The 18,752-nt window shown below is 46.0% G+C and carries 16 protein-coding genes; 10 read left to right on the top strand and 6 right to left on the bottom strand.

Features of this window, described 5'->3' with window-relative positions; all coding sequences use genetic code 11:
- The first annotated feature begins 31 nt into the window (after nucleotides 1–31).
- The 10 genes from F0232_RS23745 to F0232_RS23700 all read left to right on the top strand — a co-directional run bounded on the left by F0232_RS23745 (nucleotide 32) and on the right by F0232_RS23700 (nucleotide 12,786).
- Nucleotides 32–877: a Dam family site-specific DNA-(adenine-N6)-methyltransferase gene (locus F0232_RS23745; protein ID WP_004737168.1), complete on the top strand. Its 846-nt coding sequence runs from the start codon at nucleotides 32–34 to the stop codon at nucleotides 875–877.
- Between the two features lie 185 nt (nucleotides 878–1,062).
- Nucleotides 1,063–1,737, top strand: coding sequence for a ribulose-phosphate 3-epimerase (gene rpe, locus F0232_RS23740; RefSeq protein WP_008222304.1), 675 nt, complete (start codon nucleotides 1,063–1,065; stop codon nucleotides 1,735–1,737).
- 120 nt (nucleotides 1,738–1,857) lie between these two features.
- Nucleotides 1,858–2,544, top strand: coding sequence for a phosphoglycolate phosphatase (locus tag F0232_RS23735; RefSeq protein ID WP_105057644.1), 687 nt, complete (start codon nucleotides 1,858–1,860; stop codon nucleotides 2,542–2,544).
- 151 nt (nucleotides 2,545–2,695) lie between these two features.
- Entirely contained in the window at nucleotides 2,696–3,712 is a 1,017-nt protein-coding gene (trpS, locus tag F0232_RS23730) for a tryptophan--tRNA ligase (RefSeq protein ID WP_004737171.1), read from the top strand.
- 384 nt (nucleotides 3,713–4,096) lie between these two features.
- On the top strand, nucleotides 4,097–6,691 hold the full coding sequence (locus tag F0232_RS23725) for an ExeM/NucH family extracellular endonuclease (RefSeq protein ID WP_105057643.1): 2,595 nt from the start codon (nucleotides 4,097–4,099) through the stop codon (nucleotides 6,689–6,691).
- Nucleotides 6,692–6,900: 209 nt separating this feature from the next.
- Entirely contained in the window at nucleotides 6,901–7,479 is a 579-nt protein-coding gene (locus tag F0232_RS23720) for an aminodeoxychorismate/anthranilate synthase component II (RefSeq protein ID WP_105057642.1), read from the top strand.
- A gap of 464 nt (nucleotides 7,480–7,943) precedes the next feature.
- Nucleotides 7,944–9,155, top strand: coding sequence for an aspartate aminotransferase family protein (locus F0232_RS23715; RefSeq protein ID WP_008222315.1), 1,212 nt, complete (start codon nucleotides 7,944–7,946; stop codon nucleotides 9,153–9,155).
- 107 nt (nucleotides 9,156–9,262) lie between these two features.
- Nucleotides 9,263–10,282, top strand: a complete 1,020-nt coding sequence (gene astA / locus F0232_RS23710) for an arginine N-succinyltransferase (protein WP_061033630.1) — start codon at nucleotides 9,263–9,265, stop codon at nucleotides 10,280–10,282.
- Nucleotides 10,283–10,321: 39 nt separating this feature from the next.
- Nucleotides 10,322–11,779: a succinylglutamate-semialdehyde dehydrogenase gene (gene astD / locus F0232_RS23705; RefSeq protein ID WP_016796009.1), complete on the top strand. Its 1,458-nt coding sequence runs from the start codon at nucleotides 10,322–10,324 to the stop codon at nucleotides 11,777–11,779.
- A 215-nt stretch (nucleotides 11,780–11,994) separates the two neighbouring features.
- A complete protein-coding gene (locus tag F0232_RS23700) occupies nucleotides 11,995–12,786 on the top strand; it encodes a DUF1338 domain-containing protein (RefSeq protein WP_008222320.1) in 792 nt (263 codons plus the stop codon).
- Between the two features lie 127 nt (nucleotides 12,787–12,913).
- Here the strand turns inward: F0232_RS23700 and crp are convergent, their stop codons facing one another.
- The 6 genes from crp to F0232_RS23670 form a co-directional block, all read right to left on the bottom strand.
- Nucleotides 12,914–13,546 carry a cAMP-activated global transcriptional regulator CRP gene (crp, locus tag F0232_RS23695; RefSeq protein WP_004410522.1) on the bottom strand — a complete coding sequence of 211 codons (633 nt, stop codon included), beginning with the start codon at nucleotides 13,544–13,546 and terminating at the stop codon, nucleotides 12,914–12,916.
- Nucleotides 13,547–13,786: 240 nt separating this feature from the next.
- Nucleotides 13,787–14,656: a phosphoribulokinase gene (locus tag F0232_RS23690; protein ID WP_008222326.1), complete on the bottom strand. Its 870-nt coding sequence runs from the start codon at nucleotides 14,654–14,656 to the stop codon at nucleotides 13,787–13,789.
- 77 nt (nucleotides 14,657–14,733) lie between these two features.
- On the bottom strand, nucleotides 14,734–14,946 hold the full coding sequence (locus F0232_RS23685; protein ID WP_004737179.1) for a YheU family protein: 213 nt from the start codon (nucleotides 14,944–14,946) through the stop codon (nucleotides 14,734–14,736).
- Nucleotides 14,947–15,074: 128 nt separating this feature from the next.
- Nucleotides 15,075–16,055 carry a hydrolase gene (locus F0232_RS23680; RefSeq protein WP_105057641.1) on the bottom strand — a complete coding sequence of 327 codons (981 nt, stop codon included), beginning with the start codon at nucleotides 16,053–16,055 and terminating at the stop codon, nucleotides 15,075–15,077.
- Nucleotides 16,056–16,325: 270 nt separating this feature from the next.
- Nucleotides 16,326–16,796, bottom strand: a complete 471-nt coding sequence (locus F0232_RS23675; protein WP_061033632.1) for a TIGR02444 family protein — start codon at nucleotides 16,794–16,796, stop codon at nucleotides 16,326–16,328.
- Complete coding sequence (locus F0232_RS23670; protein ID WP_061033633.1) at nucleotides 16,793–18,715, bottom strand: ABC transporter ATP-binding protein; 1,923 nt, start codon at nucleotides 18,713–18,715, stop codon at nucleotides 16,793–16,795. Before F0232_RS23670 ends, F0232_RS23675 begins: the two co-directional genes overlap by 4 nt.
- Between the last annotated feature and the right edge of the window lie 37 nt (nucleotides 18,716–18,752).

Genomic DNA, 18,752 nt, shown 5'->3' with positions numbered 1-18,752 from the left:
CTTATTTTTGTGTTGATAGATAGAGCAGTAAATGAAAAAGCAGCGTGCCTTTCTAAAATGGGCTGGTGGTAAATATGGCCTAGTTGAAGACATCCAACGTCACCTGCCACCTGCTCGTAAATTGGTAGAACCATTTGTTGGTGCTGGTTCTGTGTTTTTGAACACGGACTATGAACAGTATCTACTGGCTGATATCAATCCCGATCTTATCAACCTGTATAATCTACTTAAAACCGACCCTGAGACCTACATCGCGGAAGCAAAGCGTTGGTTCTGCCCTGAGAACAACCGCAAAGAAGCCTTCTTAGATATTCGAGCTCAGTTCAACGATACTGACAATGTTATGTATCGCTCACTTGCTTTCTTGTACATGAACCGATTTGGCTTCAATGGCCTATGTCGCTACAACAAGAAAGGCGGTTTTAACGTTCCGTTTGGTTCTTACAAAAAGCCTTACTTCCCAGAAGCTGAGCTGGAGTTTTTCGCTGAAAAAGCGAAAAAGGCCACTTTCGTGTGTGAGGGATACCATGAAACCTTTAGCCGTGCCCGTAAAGGTTGCGTGGTTTACTGCGATCCTCCGTACGCACCGCTGTCAAATACCGCTAACTTTACCTCTTACGCAGGTAACGGCTTTAGCTTAGATGATCAAGCAGCACTGGCTGACGTTGCTGAAAAAGCGGCGACAGAACGCGGTATCCCTGTGTTGATTTCTAACCACGACACGACATTAACGCGTCGCTTGTATCATGGTGCAGAGTTGAACGTGGTGAAGGTGAAGCGCACTATCAGCCGTAATGGCGCTGGTCGTAATAAAGTGGATGAGCTATTAGCGCTATTCCATCAAGATAAAAACCAGCAACACGCTGCAGCAGAATAACCTCGAACCCCTCAAATTGAGTGACCAACAGGTACTTTCTTAAACTAATCTTTCGAACTGCTAGGATCTGCCTAGGTGCTTAGGTAGAATTGCACACCAAATAGTCTTGGGGTTGAATCTTGTACGCATACGAGGTGCCACCAAGGCGGTGAACTCGCAATTTACTTACTCTTAAGAGGTTTGGTATGAAAGATTTTCTAATCGCTCCATCAATTTTGTCTGCAGATTTTGCTCGTCTTGGTGAAGACGTTGAAAAAGTACTCGCAGCCGGTGCCGATGTTGTGCACTTTGATGTGATGGATAACCACTACGTACCTAACCTGACTTTTGGCGCGCCTATCTGTAAAGCACTCCGTGACTACGGTATTACTGCTCCAATCGATGTTCACCTAATGGTGAAGCCGGTTGATAACATCGTGCCTGAGTTTGCAAAGGCTGGCGCATCGATGATTACCTTCCACGTAGAAGCATCAGAGCACATCGATCGTACTCTACAACTGATCAAAGAGCACGGCTGTAAAGCGGGCGTGGTTCTTAACCCAGCGACACCGCTATCTTGCCTAGATTACATCATGGACAAAGTAGACATGATCCTATTGATGTCTGTGAACCCAGGTTTCGGCGGCCAATCTTTCATTCCTCACACTTTAGATAAGCTACGTGCGGTTCGTAAGTTGATTGACGAATCAGGTCGTGATATTCGCCTAGAGATCGACGGTGGTGTAAAGGTGGATAACATTCGTGAAATCGCAGAAGCGGGTGCAGATATGTTCGTTGCTGGCTCAGCGATCTTCAATCAACCAGATTACAAAGAAGTGATTGATGAGATGCGTGCAGAGCTTGCAAAAGTAAACGCATAAAAGTAGAACTAGGGTCAGTTGACCTAAAATCAAAAAATTTAGATTAAGGGGGCTGATTGGCCCCTTTTTTACGTCTTATTGCTCAACACATGAGACGAATATAATGAATAGGAAAGTAAGATGTCATTAAGCTCAATAAAACTGATCGCCTTTGATTTGGATGGAACCTTGTTAGATAGCGTGCCTGATTTGGCAGTCGCTGCTGACCAAGCTTGTCAGGAGCTAGGTTTCCCTTCAGTGAGTGAAGAACAAGTTCGTGATTATGTAGGTAATGGTGCTGATGTACTGATCGGGCGTTCACTAAGCCGCGACCTAACTGTGGACCCAAGCTTAGATCCAGAGCTGCTGAAAAAAGCGCGTATCTTGTTCGATGATTTCTACGAGCAGGGCGGTCATAAGCTGAGCCACCTTTACCCATCAGTAAAAGAGACGCTGGCAGAGCTGCACAAAGCGGGCTTTACTATGGCATTGGTAACCAACAAGCCATCGAAGTTTGTGCCAGACGTACTAGCGCAACACGGTATCGATAAGTACTTTGTAGATGTACTTGGCGGTGACTCTTTCCCAGAGAAAAAACCGAACCCAGTAGCGCTAAACTGGTTGCTAGAAAAGCACAATGTGAAAGCAGAAGAGATGTTAATGGTTGGCGATTCAAGCAATGACATCAAAGCGGCAAAGAACGCGGGTTGTCACTCGTTTGGCCTGACATACGGCTACAACCACGGTGAGCCTATTTCAGCATCAAACCCTGACTATGTGGCAGATAATGTCGCGCAATTGCTCGATGTCGTTCTAGTTTCTGCATAAAGCGGACAAAAGTTAGCTAACCCACTAGCAAAATACTTATCAATGAGTACACTGGATGAGCCGCGCAGAAAGAGCTGTGCGGCTTTTCTATATTTAAGTTAAGAAGCTAAGCCATCAATTGACTTAGCGAATAAGCAAAGGAATTAAAACCATGAGCAAGCCCATCGTATTGAGTGGTGTTCAACCATCTGGTGAACTAAGTATCGGTAACTACTTGGGTGCTCTACGTCAATGGCAACAGATGCAAGATGACTACGATTGCCAATACTGTGTGGTAGACCTTCACGCAATTACGGTTCGCCAAGATCCGAAAGCACTGCATGAAGCGACTCTAGACGCACTAGCTATCTGTCTTGCTGTCGGTGTTGATCCAAAGAAGAGCACGCTATTTGTTCAGTCTCACGTACCAGAGCATGCTCAACTTGGTTGGCTTCTTAACTGTTACACACAAATGGGTGAGCTGAGCCGTATGACTCAGTTTAAAGACAAGTCTGCGCGTCACTCAAATGACGTAAACGTAGGTCTGTTTGATTACCCAGTACTGATGGCTGCGGACATCCTGCTTTACGGTGCTCACCAAGTACCTGTAGGTAGCGACCAGAAACAACACCTAGAGTTAGCGCGTGATATCGCAACTCGCTTCAACAACATCTACTCGCCAGAGCAACCAATCTTCGAAGTGCCAGAACCGTACATCCCAACAGTGAATGCACGTGTAATGAGCCTACAAGATGCGACGAAGAAGATGTCTAAGTCGGACGACAACCGTAAGAACGTGATTACTCTGCTAGAAGAGCCTAAGTCGATCATCAAGAAGATCAACAAAGCGCAAACGGATGCCGAAACACCACCACGCATCGCTCATGATTGGGAAAACAAAGCGGGTATCTCTAACCTAATGGGTCTTTACTCAGCAGCAACAGGGAAAACATTCGAAGAGATTGAAGCGCAGTACCAAGGCGTTGAAATGTACGGCCCATTCAAGAAAGATGTGGGTGCCGCGATTGTTGAGATGCTTGAGCCGATTCAAGCGGAATACCACCGCATCCGTGCTGATCGTGCCTACATGGACGCAGTAATGAAAGCGGGCGCAGAAAAAGCCTCTGAGCGCGCAGCAGTAACGCTGAAGAAAGCATACGAAGCAGTAGGTTTTGTAACTCGTCCATAGGGTGACTCAAAACCTTCCGCTGTAAAATCTAAGCCCAAAGTGACTACGTTTACTTTGGGCTTTTTAGTGCCCGCTAGCTAAGGCTTCCCAATAATCGTGCTGTTTTAATTGGTGATTTACGCATTTAATGACTAACACATCTGTAACATCTATGTTGTGCAGAATATCTTATTAAATGAGTTTTGGTTTTATAAATTTTTACTCGTTTCTATTTGTGTTGGAAATATATAGCGTGCCAAACAATTGATGATTCCAAAGTGATAAGTTCCTCATTTTCTTGCCAACTGACTTATTCCTTTCATAAATAAACCTGATAGTTACCACAAAATACATGACTGCCCATAGATGGCAGTAATTATAAATCGATGAACTCAGGTGAAACGGATGGCTCTTTTACACAAACCTTCATTGCTAGCAGTGGCAATTGGTAGCTTGTTAACCACAAGCGCACACGCTGATTTGTTTATTTCACAATATGTGGAAGGCGGCAGCTACAACAAAGCGGTTGAGATTGCCAACAACGGTGATAGCAGCATTAATTTAGATGGTTATTCACTGGCTAAATCAGCGAATGGCAACGGATCATGGGGCGCCACTTTACCTTTAGATGGCCACGTTTTAGCGCCTGGTGAGGTACTTGTTGTTGCACATAGCAGTGCAAGCGATGAGATTAAAGCCGTCGCTGATATTCTTAACGCTTCATTGGCTAATCACAATGGTGATGACCCATTGGCTATCTTGAATGCAGACTCAAGCGTGTTGGACATGGTTGGCGTGATGGGCGATGTCGACTGGGGTAAAGACGTTACCTTGGTTCGTGCTGACCAAACCCCATCGGCGACGTTTGACGCTTCACAGTGGGTATCGCTACCAAAAGACAACATTGAAGGTCTAGGTTCCTTAGACAATGTTGAGTTGCCAGAAGCCTTTGCTTGTACGCAAGATGGCTCAGACCCAGTATTCACCACCATTCAAGACATCCAAGGTGAGGGCGCGACATCGCCGTTCATCGATGGCTACCCGTACATCACCGACGATGAGTATTTCGTAAGAGGGGTGGTAAGTGCGGTTACTACCGGCCTAACTAAAGGTTTCTATCTGCAAGCTCTTGAGGATGACTTCAACTCAAGCACTTCTGAAGGTCTATTTGTTCATACTAACCAATCTAGCTCAGAATTAGCTGCAGGCGATGTGGTGTGTGTGAAAGGTAAAGTACAAGAATACTACAGCCACACTCAGCTTAAAGTTGAAAATAATCAATGGTTAAAGCAAGGCGAGCAGGACGCACCTGACGCGACATACATTGAAGTATTAGACACTGACGAGAACTTCGCGGCGACACTTGAACGTTACGAAGGCATGTTGGTGAAAACAACTGAAGCGCTAGATATGCGTGTAACGCGTACCTTCGGTTATGACTACGCAGGTCGTCGTAACAACATGGTTTTGGCGCATGAGCGTATCAACATGCAACCAAACCAACTTTTCGCAGCGGGTTCTGATGAAGCGAAACAGCAAACGGAAGACAATGCTGACCGTCGTCTTTTCGTAGAGACTGACCAAAAAGCAGGTGATGGACAGGTTCCTTTCTATCCAGATTTTGGCCGTACTGACATCGACCAAGATGGCTCAACGGAAGACTACATCCGTATTGATGACACCATTGTTGGTCTAGAAGGCGTGTTGACTTACAGCTATGGCGAGTACCGTCTGATTACGACTAACCAGATCACGGCTGAAAACTTCATTCGCAACGACCCACGTACCGACAAACCAGACATGGATGAAGGCGACCTACGTATTGCGACCTTCAATGTATTGAACTACTTCAACTCACCATTTGGCGGTGATGCGAATCAACATGGTAATAACCGTGGTGCAAACACCATCACTGAGTTTGAGATGCAACAAGAGAAGATTGTAAACGCGATTCTTCGCTTGGATGCTGACATCATCGGCTTGATGGAAATTGAGAACAACGGATTTGGTGAAGGTTCGGCAATTCAACAGCTTGTGAATCAACTGAATGATCGCATTGAGCATAAGAAAGACCGTTACACCTTTGTGGCTGTCGACTCTAATGAAGATGGCGTTACCGACGAAATGGACTCGATCGGCACTGATGTGATTACTACGGGTGTTATCTACCGTAAGAAGGTGGTTAAGCTTAAAGACAGCCGTGTCATCGCGATGCCAAGCCAGCAAGCACCAGAGGTGTTAGACGACTCAGGTAAGGTGATTGAAGATGGTAAGAACTACCAACGTGACTCATTGGCACCAACCTTTAAGGTGAAGGGTACCAAAGAGAAACTGACTGTAGCGATTAACCACTTTAAATCGAAAGGTTCTAAGTGTTGGGAAGATGCTGCCCCTGTTGAGCAAGGCGGTCAAGGTGGTGTTGATGCCGATAAGCAAGGCTCATGTGAGAACTTCCGTGTTGCAGCGGCGGTTGCGTTGGGCGAAGCACTCGATGGCATTGAAGGTCACAAAGTGATTCTGGGTGATATGAATTCGTACGGCATGGAAGACCCAATGCTAGTGCTGACAGATTACTCTGAAGAGAAGTACGGCAAGCAGATCAAAGCGGCGCGTAACACTTACATTGATGGTGTTGAACAGTTTGGTGATAACGGTGCGGTGATTACTAAGAACTACGGCTACATTAATGCCGTAGCTCAGAAGCACCCAGACAGCTGGAGCTACTCATACAACGATGAAGTTGGCGCTTTAGACCACTTACTGGTGAGCGAGAGCTTAAAAGACATGGTGGTCGACGCGACCGACTGGCATATCAATGGTGGTGAATCGACGCTATTTGACTACAACGAAGAGTACAAAGGCGACCTGCCTAAGTACCAAGACCACTTCCGTTCATCGGATCATGATCCAGCGGTTCTTGAGCTAAAAGTCGGTGGTTCGTTTGGCTTTGGCGCGTTGATGTCACTGTTTGGCCTAGCGATGTGGCGCCGTCGTAAGTAGTGAGCGAATCAGCTTTACTGCTAACGGTGAAAGTGAGTACACATCACCGAATGCGGGTAATTGACAGTTATCTGTAAACAATTAAGGTCAACCTAGGTTGGCCTTAATTATTGGTGAAATGCAGTTTCCACTTGCCTTTCGCTATGGGTATTGCACAATACCGCCCCTATATCTCCCAATCATTTAGTATTTAGCAAACGATTTCACCCATGTTACTTATCATCGATAACTACGACTCTTTTACCTATAACTTGTATCAGTATTTCTGTGAGTTAGGGGTAACTGTAAAAGTTGTACGCAACGATGAAATTGATATTGCGGGCATTGAAGCGCTGAGTCCTAGTCACCTTGTGATATCCCCGGGGCCTTGTACACCGGATGATGCGGGTATCTCTCTGCGAGCCATAGAACACTTTGTTGGTAAACTACCTATCTTAGGTGTGTGTCTTGGCCATCAAGCCATTGCTCAGGTGTTTGGCGGTGAAGTGGTGAGAGCCAGACAAGTGATGCACGGTAAAACCTCACCGATACGCCACAATGGTAAGAGTGTTTTCCAAGGGCTGAATAACCCACTAACCGTCACGCGTTACCACTCCCTTGTGGTGAAAAACGGCACACTACCAGATTGCTTTGAACTGACTTCTTGGACAGAGCTGGAAGATGGCAGTATGGATGAGATCATGGGCTATCAACACAAAACCTTGCCAATTGATGCGGTTCAGTTCCATCCTGAATCGATTAAAACAGAGCAAGGGCACCAACTTCTGGCTAACTTTTTAGCACGTTAAGTGTTTAAAGCGGGCGTTTTATTCTCTTAAATAGGTGAGCTTAACCTGCCAACTCCTTCGTTATACGTTTTAATTTGAGTTTTACCAAGCTCGATCCTTCTGACGCTGATCACTTTTTATAACATTTCTTCCTCATCAGGCTAAGTTTTTAGCCTATGCAAAGTTATTCGCCGTATTTCCTTTTGAACCCAATTTACCGCTGTGCCAGTAAGGCTTTGCCTTTGCAGGGTAGGCGTATGCGTAAAAAAAGCTTCATAAAACAGGTTGATTGATGCATAAATAGTCATAGATAGTGAGGTTTAGCTGGTTGTGAGGGATGGCTAAAGAATAATCTACTATTGAAAACGTTAATTAAATGTAAATATAATGCTGCAGCGGGATTGTAGCGAGACAAAATTTTTTCGTCTCACTTATGAATCATTACGCTTATTTGCGAAGCTTGCGGTATCGAGAAGGAATGTACGATGACAGTGGAAAATAATGTAGAACGTAGTCTGTTTAATGAGGTGATGGTGCCTTGTTATAACCCAATGGAAATGATCCCGGTAAAAGGGGAAGGCGCACGCGTATGGGACCAACAAGGCCGAGAGTATATCGACTTTGCTGGTGGTATTGCTGTGAGCTGTTTGGGTCACTGTCACCCAGCAATGGTGAATGCCGTTACTGAGCAAGCAAACAAGATTTGGCACCTAAGTAATGTAATGACTAACGAACCTGCACTGCGTCTAGCGAAGAAGCTAACTGACGTATGTTTTGCAGAAAAAGTATTCTTTGCGAACTCTGGTGCAGAAGCGAACGAAGCAGCACTTAAGCTAGCTCGTCGTTGGGCGGCGGATGTTCACGGTCCTGAGAAATCTGAAATCATTGCATTCAAACAAGGTTTCCACGGTCGTACATTCTTTACTGTAACCGTTGGTGGTCAAGAAGCTTACTCAGATGGCTTTGGTCCAAAACCTGGCGATGTAACTCACCTACCTTACAACGATATTGCGGCTCTAGAAGCGCATATCTCTGATCGCACTTGTGCCATCATGATGGAACCTCTGCAAGGCGAGGGCGGTATCATCTCTCCAACGGCTGAGTTCGTGAATACGGTTCGTGAACTGTGTGACAAGCACAATGCACTGTTGATTTTTGATGAAGTACAAACAGGTAATGGCCGTACTGGTAACTTCTATGCTTACCAAGGTCTGGGCGTGACGCCAGACATTCTAAGCACAGCGAAGTCTCTAGGTGGCGGTTTCCCTATCGGCGCAATGCTGACGACGTCTGAACTGGCTACACACCTTAAGGTTGGTACGCACGGTTCTACATACGGTGGTAACCCACTGGCGTGTGCGGTAGCTGAAGCCGTGGTTGACGTAGTTAGCCAACCTGAGACTCTAGAAGGCGTAAAAGAGCGTGAAGCGCTATTCCGTGATGGTCTAACTAAGATTAACGACAAATACCAAATTTTCAGTGAGATTCGTGGTAAAGGCCTATTGTTAGGTGCTGCACTGAATGACGAATGGCAAGGTCGTGCGCGTGACGTATTAGTAGCAGCAGGCGAGCAAGGCCTAATGGTACTGGTTGCGGGTGCAAACGTGGTTCGTTTTACTCCATCACTGGTTATCACTAAACAAGAAATTGAAGAAGGCTTATCAAAACTAGACAAAGCAATCGCTACGCTAGTTTAGCCTGAGCGGCGTCATAGGAATGATCGCCATTAGAGCGATCCCATGACGTACTGCTAAAGGCCCAAGCTTCTGGTTTTGGGCCTATTTTGCATCTGGAGGGAATATTGATGCTAGTTGTTCGCCCAATAAAACTGTCTGATTACGATGCGCTGCACACCTGTGCAGTTGAATCAGGTCATGGATTCACATCTCTTCCGGTTAACGAAGAATTGTTAACTAACCGAATTACCCATTCTGAATACAGCTTTGCGAAAGCAGACGTGACCGAACCCGGTGATGAAGGCTATCTAATGGTGGGTTTCGACGCTGAAACTGGCGAAGTTGCTGGTACAACGGGTATCGAAGCTTCCATTGGCTGGGATGTGCCTTTTTACTCGTACCACATCAGTAAAGTGGTTCATTCTTCACAGCGCCTTAAAGTGAATAACGTGGTTAAGCTGTTGACGTTTGGTAATAACTACACAGGCTGCAGCGAAATTTGTACGCTGTTCTTACGTCCTGATTACCGCAAAGGCTTAAACGGTCGACTGATGTCTAAGTGTCGTTTCCTACTGATGGCTGAGCACCCAGAGCGTTTCTCAAAAACGATCTTTGCTGAGATGCGTGGTGTATCAGATGCAGAAGGCAACTCGCCATTCTGGAAGTGGTTGCAAGAGCACTTCTTCTCAATTGATTTCACACTAGCCGATTACCTAACGGGTATTGGTAAGAAAGGCTTCATCGCGGACCTTATGCCGAAACTGCCAATCTATGTAAACCTATTGAGTGAAGAAGCTCAGGCGGTGATTGGTCAAGTGCACGATAACACCCGCCCAGCATTGAAACTGTTGGAACGTGAAGGTTTCACGAATCGTGGTTATGTCGACATCTTTGATGCGGGACCAACGGTCGAGTGTGATTTAAGAAACATCGAATCTGTACGTCACTCTATTCGAGCACAGGTTCAAATTGCAGAGCACTCTAGCTCTAAAGACTTCCTAATTGGTAATACCTCATTTGAGAACTTCCGCGCAGTGGCCGCGAAAGGTGCGTATGACCAAGCAAGCGACACAGTGATTTTATCATCTGAAGTAGCAAGCGCTCTTGAAGTAAAAGAAGGCGAATTCGTTCGCATGTTGGCTCAATAAGAGCGGCGATTATCTGTCGAAGATTTTAAGGATAGAAGTATGACTCAGTGGATAGCAGGACAATGGGTAGCAGGTCAAGGTGATGCCATGACATCAGTAAGCCCATACAACAATGAAGTAGTGTGGCAGGGTGATAGCGCAACACCGGCACAGGTTGAATCTGCAGTGGCAGCGGCTCGCGAAGCGTTCCTAGTTTGGAAAAAACTGAGCTTTGCTGAGCGTGAAGCGATCGTGTTGAAGTTCGCGGAAAAAGTAAAAGAGAACAGCGAAGAGATCGCGCAAATTATCGCAAAAGAGACGGGTAAACCTATTTGGGAAACTCGTACTGAAGCGGGCGCAATGGCGGGCAAGATCGCTATCTCTATTCGTGCTTATCACGAGCGTACCGGGGAAGCATCACGTGAAGCGGCTGGTAACCAAATTGTACTTCGTCACCGTCCATTGGGCGTGATGGCGGTATTTGGTCCTTACAACTTCCCTGGCCACCTACCAAATGGTCATATTGTTCCTGCATTGCTATCGGGAAATACAGTGGTATTCAAACCTTCAGAGCAGACGCCTTGGACAGGTGAGTTCGCAATGAAGCTATGGCAAGAAGCGGGTCTTCCTGCTGGCGTAATCAACCTAGTGCAAGGTGCTAAAGAGACAGGCATCGCACTAGCAGATGCTAAAGGTCTTGATGGCGTGCTATTCACGGGTAGTGCTAATACGGGTCATATCCTGCATCGTCAATTCGCGGGTCAACCGGGCAAGATGCTGGCACTAGAGATGGGTGGTAATAACCCTATGGTGATCAGTGACCAATACGGTGACGCAGACGCAACGGTATACACCATTATCCAATCAGCGTTCATCAGTGCTGGTCAACGTTGTACATGTGCTCGTCGCCTGTATGTTCCTGTTGGCGAGAAGGGTGATCTGCTACTCGACAAACTGGTCGCAGCGACGCAAAAGATTCGTGTTGATCAGCCATTCGCTGAACCTGCACCTTTCATGGGGCCTCAAATCTCTGAAGCTGCCGCTAAGTTTATTCTAGACGCACAAGCTAACCTGCAATCGTTAGGTGGTGTCAGCCTAGTAGAGGCAAAAGCAGGCGAAGCGGCGTTTGTTTCTCCAGGCATTATAGATGCAACCAATATTGCTGAACTGCCAGATGAAGAGTACTTCGGCCCATTGCTACAAGTGGTTCGTTATCAGTCGCTAGAGCAAGCGGTTGAATTAGCTAACGACACACGCTTTGGTTTGTCAGCAGGTTTAGTATCGACAGACGATTCTGAGTGGGAATACTTCGTTGACCATATCCGTGCGGGTATTGTTAACCGCAACCGCCAACTCACAGGCGCAAGTGGTGATGCACCATTTGGTGGTCCGGGTGCTTCTGGCAACCTACGCCCAAGTGCTTACTATGCGGCAGATTACTGTGCTTACCCAATGGCTTCAATGGAAGGTGGTGAAACTCAACTGCCAGCTACGTTTAGCCCAGGTATCGAGCTGTAGTTTAGATTGATATTGAGCTAAGGCTCATTCATTAGTTATGAAATAAGGAAGCAGCGTATCGCTTCCTTGTTTTAACCACGCTCAGCGTCAAGATTGGGCGGTAGATAATAATAGAACAAGTATGTCACAGGCTGATGGCTGCTGACTTTGTGTCTCAGTCTCTCCCTTTCTAATCCAAATTACTAGCTTGCTAGAACCTCTGACAAGGAGTCACCATGACGCCCGATCTACTCTTTAAATCTCTATGGGACGATTACATTCACAGGCTTTGTCCATCCGCAGAGAAAGTACATCATTTGCTAAAAGAAGATGAAGCGCTGATCAACGATCACATTGCATTGCGTACTTTTAATGTTGCTCCTCTTGGTATCGAAACATTAGCCAAACCTTTCCTTGAGTTAGGTTATAAGGCATGTGGCGATTACCTGTTTGAAAGCAAGAAGCTAGTGGCTAAACACTACGAACACCCAGATCCAAAACAACCGAAAGTGTTCATCAGTGAGTTGAAGGTAGAAGAGTGTTCTAGTGAATTACAGCAGATCGTTGCCAAATTGGTTGAGCAGGTTGATGCAAGTAAGTTAGAGGGGCATGAATTCCTATTTGGTGGCCGCCTTTGGGACTTGAGCTTCGCTGATTTCCAACTGTTAGCAAAAGAGAGCGAATACGCTTCTTGGTTAGCCGCTCACGGTTACGGTGCTAACCACTTCACGGTTAGTGTCAATCAACTGAACAAGTTCGATGAAGTACAAGCAGTAAATGACTACCTAAGTGATGCTGGCTTTACGATTAACGCATCTGGTGGTGAGGTAAAAGGCTCTCCAGAGGTGTTATTAGAGCAATCATCAACAATGGCAGACAAAGTGCCAGTGGCATTTGTTGAAGGCAATGAGATGATTCCTGGTGGCTTCTATGAGTTCGCTAAGCGCTATCCAATGGCCAATGGTGAGCTTTACACCGGTTTTGTTGCGGCATCGGCGGATAAGATCTTCGAAAGCACCAACGGTTAAAGAAAGATACAAGTACGGGCTTTGCCCTAGAGATGCGATTTCTCATCTACTCTAGATCTTTAGGTAATAAAAAAGCCACCAAATTCGCATTTGGTGGCTTTGATATTTTTGACTCAGTTAATCGAGATTAACGAGTGCCGTATACCACGATAGTTTTACCGTGTGCAGAAATTAGGTTCTGCTCTTCTAGCATCTTCAAGATACGACCTACTGTCTCACGAGAACAACCAACGATTTGGCCAATCTCTTGACGAGTGATCTTGATTTGCATGCCGTCAGGGTGAGTCATTGCATCTGGCTGTTTCGCTAGGTTTAGTAGCGTTTGAGCGATACGACCTGTTACGTCAAGGAACGCTAAGTCACCAACCTTTTGGCTAGTTACTTGTAGGCGGCTTGCCATTTGCGCTGAAAGACGCATTAGGATGTCTGGGTTCACTTGGATAAGTTGACGGAATTTCTTGAAAGAAATTTCAGCTACTTCACAAGGAGATTTAGCACGAACCCAAGCAGTACGCTCTTGGTCTTCTTCGAACAAGCCTAGCTCACCGATGAAGTCGCCTTGGTTTAGGTAAGAAAGAATCATTTCCTTACCTTCTTCGTCTTTGATAAGAACTGCCACAGAACCTTTAACGATGTAGTACAAGGTTTCTGCCTTTTCACCAGCATGAATCAAAGTACTTTTTGAAGGGTACTTATGAATATGACAGTGTGAAAGGAACCACTCTAATGTTGGATCGGTTTGAGGTTTACCTAGAACCATAATATCTCACTTCCTCTGCAGGGTATGCTTGCCGCTTTCCGTATTTTAGCTAAGCCTGAATTGACTTCTTAGGATAAGAGCACTCGATGAGCGCTGCAAGCTATCTTGTGTTTCGTTTAAGAATAGTATCCTTTTTCAGGTACTATTTCTTGATTTTAATCGTGACCAAGCTACGATTTTTTACGCAAAATTGTGCACATGATCACGGTATGAAAAGTAATCAACCAGAACGTCGTTTTGTTAACCTATTTTTCCGGTTTCGATGAGTTGTTGTAGGATTGGCCTTACAATGAGCTCCATAGCAAAACTCATCTTGCCTCCTGGCACAACTAGCGTGTTATGACGAGACATAAATGAGCCATCAATCATTGCCAAAAGGTAAGGGAAATCGACGTTTTTGATACCACGCAAACGTATAACTACGAAGCTTTCGTCTAAACTTGGAATCCCTTTGGCGTTGAGTGGGTTCGATGTATCTACGGTTGGAACACGCTGAAAGTTGATATGTGTACGTGAAAACTGCGGGGTAATGTAGTTAAGGTAATCATCCATTGAACGTACAATAGAGTCCATTACCGCTTCTCGAGAGTGGCCACGATCGCGAGTGTCACGAACGAATTTTTGAATCCACTCTAGGTTTACGATAGGGACCATGCCGATCAGCAGATCGACGTGTTGAGATACGTTGATGTCGCCATCAACCACGCCACCATGCAGGCCTTCGTAAAACATCACGTCTGAATTTTCAGGGATATCTTGCCATGGCGTAAAGGTGCCCGGCATTTGATTATAAGGGACAGCTTCGTCAAACGTATGTAGGTAACTACGTACTTGGCCAGTACCTTCATTTCCGTATTTACGGAAAAACTCTTCTAAGGCCCCGAAGTCGTTGGCTTGTGGACCAAAGTAGCTGATGTGCTTACCTTGCTCGCGCGCCTTACGGATCTCGACGTCCATCTCTGGTCGAGTGAAGCGGTGGAAACTATCCCCTTCAACCCAAGCGGCCTTCACGTCCATCATATTGAACATTTTGCGGAAGGCTTCTGAGGTGGTGGTGGTGCCGGCTCCTGAGGAACCCGTCACCGCAATAATTGGATGTTTAGCGGACATGACAACCCTTGTCTTATGAGTAACTTACTTGTTAGCAATCGTTTTCCACTATAACACGGCTCTTTTCTCAACGCAGCTTAGAAGCGTTTTGTGAGCTGGATATCAACGGTCTCGTGCAGTTCGGAAAATACAATGTTGGCCTCACCTGAAGCTAATTGATGTTTCACTTGATCAATTTTGTTTTGTAGGGAAATCTCAACGTCGCCGTAGTCTGTTCCCTCACGCAAGACGAATTCTTTGATGAGGTTTTCGAGCGTATCAGGCTCAATGTCTTTCCATGGGATGATCATAAATACTTCTCTCTTTTATGTTCATTGATATGTTGATGAGTGTGTCTAGTGATGTTTTCAGTACAACCCCAATTAGGGACTGCGCTATCTTAGCAAGGTTTCGCGTTTATATTTAGCAGGCTTAGCCGTTATGCCGAATCTTGAATACTTTCATAGTAGGCAGGCAGCGCTTCTTCTAGCCAAAACCTTGGCTTGAGCGTACTTCCTGTAATGAACCCGACATGGCCCCCTTTCTGGAACAAGCGATAATCGATGTTATCCGGTAGGACGAATTTTGGAATCACATCGTCAGTCATGAAAGGATCGTCCTTGGCATGAATGATCTGGGTCGGTAGTTTTATCTGATTGAGCTTAGGAAGAGCGGAACATTGTGCGTAGTAGTCTTGAGCGTTCTTGAATCCGTGCAGGGGGGCGGTGATACGTTCATCAAATTCGTACAGCTTATCAATTTTCTTGATCGTCTCTGCGGTGATATCGAGCTTCTCTTGCAGTAGGTTAATCTTTTTTAAGGCATTAGATTTGAGAGAGCTGAGCAGGTACTTCTTGTAGAGCTTAGAAAAGCCTTTCTCAATGCGACTCGCGCAACAAGCCAGATCAAATGGGGCTGACACTATGGTCGCTGCTGACAACAAGGGGTCGTCTGAGTACTCAGCAAGATAGTTTGCCAACATGTTCCCGCCTAAAGAGATGCCGACCGCCACCTTAGGGTTATTGGGAAACTGTGCGTGCAGGTGTCTTAGAAAAAAGCGGGCATCTTCGACTTCGCCAGAGTGATACGCACGGGCTAAACGGTTCGGTTTACCACTGCAGCCTCTAAAATGCATCATCACAGACAACCAACCATCTTTGGCAAATGCATTCATCAGTCCGTTGGCATAAGGGCTCTCAAAGCTGCCCTCCAGTCCATGGAACAGAATAAAGATAGGTTTGTTACTGCTGGGCTTATCGCCGTCTGCTGACTCACTCCAAGCAAGATCGAGAAAATCACCATCGGGTGTTTCTAAGGTTTGCCATTGAGGGTGAAACAACACCTGCTTTCTGATAAATCTTGGCACTAAGGTTTGTAAGTGTGGATTAGATAAACCAGCAGCTGCGGTAAATATGGTCATAAAACAGTCCGTACTTTTTTATGGGCTTTAAAAAGTGTTGAGTATTGCGATGCGCCCACGTTTTTATTTGAGCTTGGTTGATTCTCGGCATAAGCGCAAGCGTTTCACTGCGACTCGATGCAAAAATAGGGATGGGTAACTGATTGAATATTATAAAAGTTGAACGAGTTAACCGTTGTCCGTGATGAACATTACCTTTGATGTTCACATCACAAGTATCAGTGTCAGACAAGCTTGTGCCTGAACTGGATAAAAGAGAAAAGAAACGAGTTAAGGTTGAGGGGCGGGTTCAGAAAATGCGTCGTAGAGGTTTTCAGCCCCGAGTAGACGACAATATTGCAGAGCCAGTGGGGTCTGTTGATTGGTGAATAGCTGCAGCGAGTTGATACAGTCAACAAGGTCGGATTGCTGCTGCTTCTCAAGTTGCAGTTCAAACTGTAAGGCTTCACGGTAGAGAGAGTCGACAACATGCTCTTTAAGGTGTTTGCGCAGCTCTCGATAGCTATGCAGTAGAGTCTCAGAGCGGCTTAAGCACTGCTGCACTTTGTGCCACTCTTCTTCTGCAAAAGACAATTGCTGCTCATCAAGCCATTTGAGGAGCAGCAGTAGATTGACGTTGCCGTGGAATTGGTTTTGCAAAGCTAAGCACGCATCTTTAACACCACGCACACTGTAGTACTGAAGGCTAAATTGCCATAGTCTTTCCAGTGTGAGTGATATTGGGGCGTGCTTTAGGCTCATAAACTATCCATATCCTGTTCCATCTGCTCAAGCTCTTCTTGAGTGGACATCCAATCCATTTCAACTTCTTCCAGTTGTGACTTACTGCTCGCTTGTAGAGCGAGTACTTCATTCAGTTTAGCCTTATTTTCAGCTTCATACAGTGAAGTGTCGGATAATTGTTGTTCAGCTTCTTCAAGAGCAAGCGTCAGTTTATCCATCTGCTTTTCAAATTGAGTCAGCTTTTTACGGATTGGCGCGGTTAACTTACGGAACTCCGCTTCTTTACGTTTTTGCTCTTTTTTCGCAGCAGCACTGTTGGCGCCATCTTTCGTTGGAGCCTGTGCTTGTGCTTCTTTGCGTTCCACTTTTTGCTGTTCGGTGAGCCACTTGTAGTAATCGTTCAGGTCACCGTCAAACGGTGCAACTTGGCGGTCGTGTACAAGGTACAGGTCATCGGTAGTTGCACGAAGTAGGTAACGGTCGTGCGATACGATAACCATTGCGCCTTCAAATGTCTGAAGAGCAAACGTCAGCGCTTGACGCATGTCGAGATCCAAGTGGTTGGTTGGTTCATCGAGTAGTAACAGGTTCGGTTTTTGCCAGACCAGCAGTGCCAACACTAAACGTGCTTTCTCACCACCTGAGAAAGGCGCTACTTTATCCAGTGCTTTCTCGCCTTGGAAGCCGAAGCTACCAAGGTAATCACGAAGCTGTTGTTCGGTGTGCTTAGGCGCAATCTGCATCATGTGTTGCAGTGGTGTCTCTTCTGGGTGCAGCGTTTCTAGTTGATGCTGTGCGAAGTAACCAATCTTAACGCCTTGTGAGTAGCTCAGCTCGCCACCTTGCTGTTTCAGTTCGCCAGAAAGCAGCTTAATAAGCGTCGATTTACCTGCGCCGTTTCGACCCAGTAGACCGATACGGCTGCCTGGAACCAGGTTAAGGCGAATCTTCTCTAGAATTAGGTTGTCGTCGTAGCCCGCAGATACTTCATCCATCATCATGATTGGGTTTGGTAGTGCGTCAGGTTCTCTGAACTCAAAGCTGAATGGGTTATCAAACTGAGCGGGCAGTACTTGTTCCATTTTTTCGAGTGCTTTAATGCGGCTTTGCGCTTGGCGAGCCTTTGAAGCTTTATAACGGAAACGGTCGATGTAGCTCTGCATGTGAGCCATCTGCTTTTGCTGCTTCTGGTACATCGCCTGTTGCAGAATCAGCTTTTGCGCTCGTTGATTCTCAAACGATGAGTAGTTGCCTGTGTACTCATTTAACTTTTGGTTTTCAACATGCACGATACGATTGACGATAGGATCTAAGAAGTCTCTATCGTGCGAGATAAGTACTAGCGTACCAGGGTAGGTTTGTAACCAGCGCTCTAGCCACATTACTGCATCCAAGTCCAAGTGGTTGGTTGGCTCATCGAGCAGCAGTAAGTCACTGCGGCACAGTAGGGCTTGAGCTAGGTTCAAACGCATACGCCAACCACCTGAGAATTGAGTCAGGTTCCATGTCATTTGTTCTTGGCTAAAGCCTAGGCCGTCTAGCAATTCGGCTGCGCGAGCTTTGATGCTGTAACCACCAATGGTCTCTATCTTGCCGTGAATCTCTGCGACGAGTGTGCCGTTGTCGGCTACTTCCGCTTTTTGTAGCTGATCTTCAAGGCCACGATATTCACGGTCACCATCAATCACGTATTCAATTGCTGTTCTTTCTAATGCTGGAGTTTCTTGAGCAACCCACGCCATTTCCCAATGAGCAGGTTTGCTGAATGAGCCAGCATCAATCGATAGCTCGTCTTTAATTAAAGCGAACAGCGTCGATTTACCACAACCGTTTTTGCCTACCAAGCCAATCTTGTCGCCAGGGTGAAGAGTCGCAGATGCTTGGTCGAGGAGGGGCTTACCGCCGCGTAGCAATTGAATATCAGAGAAAGTAATCATAGAAATAGCATAGAAATTAGAGATGAACAGACGCCTG

Source organism: Vibrio sp. T3Y01, assembly GCF_013114525.1.
Lineage (GTDB): Bacteria > Pseudomonadota > Gammaproteobacteria > Enterobacterales > Vibrionaceae > Vibrio > Vibrio chagasii_B.
This window is presented reverse-complemented; position numbering and strand designations above follow the sequence as displayed.

Coding starts and splice junctions, on each gene's coding strand:
- astA (WP_061033630.1), top strand. CDS start 9,263: ATGCTAGTTGTTCGCCCAATAAAACTGTCTGATTACGATGCGCTGCAC.
- F0232_RS23670 (WP_061033633.1), bottom strand. CDS start 18,715: ATGATTACTTTCTCTGATATTCAATTGCTACGCGGCGGTAAGCCCCTC.
- F0232_RS23700 (WP_008222320.1), top strand. CDS start 11,995: ATGACGCCCGATCTACTCTTTAAATCTCTATGGGACGATTACATTCAC.
- crp (WP_004410522.1), bottom strand. CDS start 13,546: ATGGTTCTAGGTAAACCTCAAACCGATCCAACATTAGAGTGGTTCCTT.
- F0232_RS23725 (WP_105057643.1), top strand. CDS start 4,097: ATGGCTCTTTTACACAAACCTTCATTGCTAGCAGTGGCAATTGGTAGC.
- F0232_RS23675 (WP_061033632.1), bottom strand. CDS start 16,796: ATGAGCCTAAAGCACGCCCCAATATCACTCACACTGGAAAGACTATGG.
- F0232_RS23720 (WP_105057642.1), top strand. CDS start 6,901: ATGTTACTTATCATCGATAACTACGACTCTTTTACCTATAACTTGTAT.
- astD (WP_016796009.1), top strand. CDS start 10,322: ATGACTCAGTGGATAGCAGGACAATGGGTAGCAGGTCAAGGTGATGCC.
- F0232_RS23690 (WP_008222326.1), bottom strand. CDS start 14,656: ATGTCCGCTAAACATCCAATTATTGCGGTGACGGGTTCCTCAGGAGCC.
- F0232_RS23745 (WP_004737168.1), top strand. CDS start 32: ATGAAAAAGCAGCGTGCCTTTCTAAAATGGGCTGGTGGTAAATATGGC.
- rpe (WP_008222304.1), top strand. CDS start 1,063: ATGAAAGATTTTCTAATCGCTCCATCAATTTTGTCTGCAGATTTTGCT.
- F0232_RS23715 (WP_008222315.1), top strand. CDS start 7,944: ATGACAGTGGAAAATAATGTAGAACGTAGTCTGTTTAATGAGGTGATG.
- F0232_RS23680 (WP_105057641.1), bottom strand. CDS start 16,055: ATGACCATATTTACCGCAGCTGCTGGTTTATCTAATCCACACTTACAA.
- F0232_RS23685 (WP_004737179.1), bottom strand. CDS start 14,946: ATGATCATCCCATGGAAAGACATTGAGCCTGATACGCTCGAAAACCTC.
- F0232_RS23735 (WP_105057644.1), top strand. CDS start 1,858: ATGTCATTAAGCTCAATAAAACTGATCGCCTTTGATTTGGATGGAACC.
- trpS (WP_004737171.1), top strand. CDS start 2,696: ATGAGCAAGCCCATCGTATTGAGTGGTGTTCAACCATCTGGTGAACTA.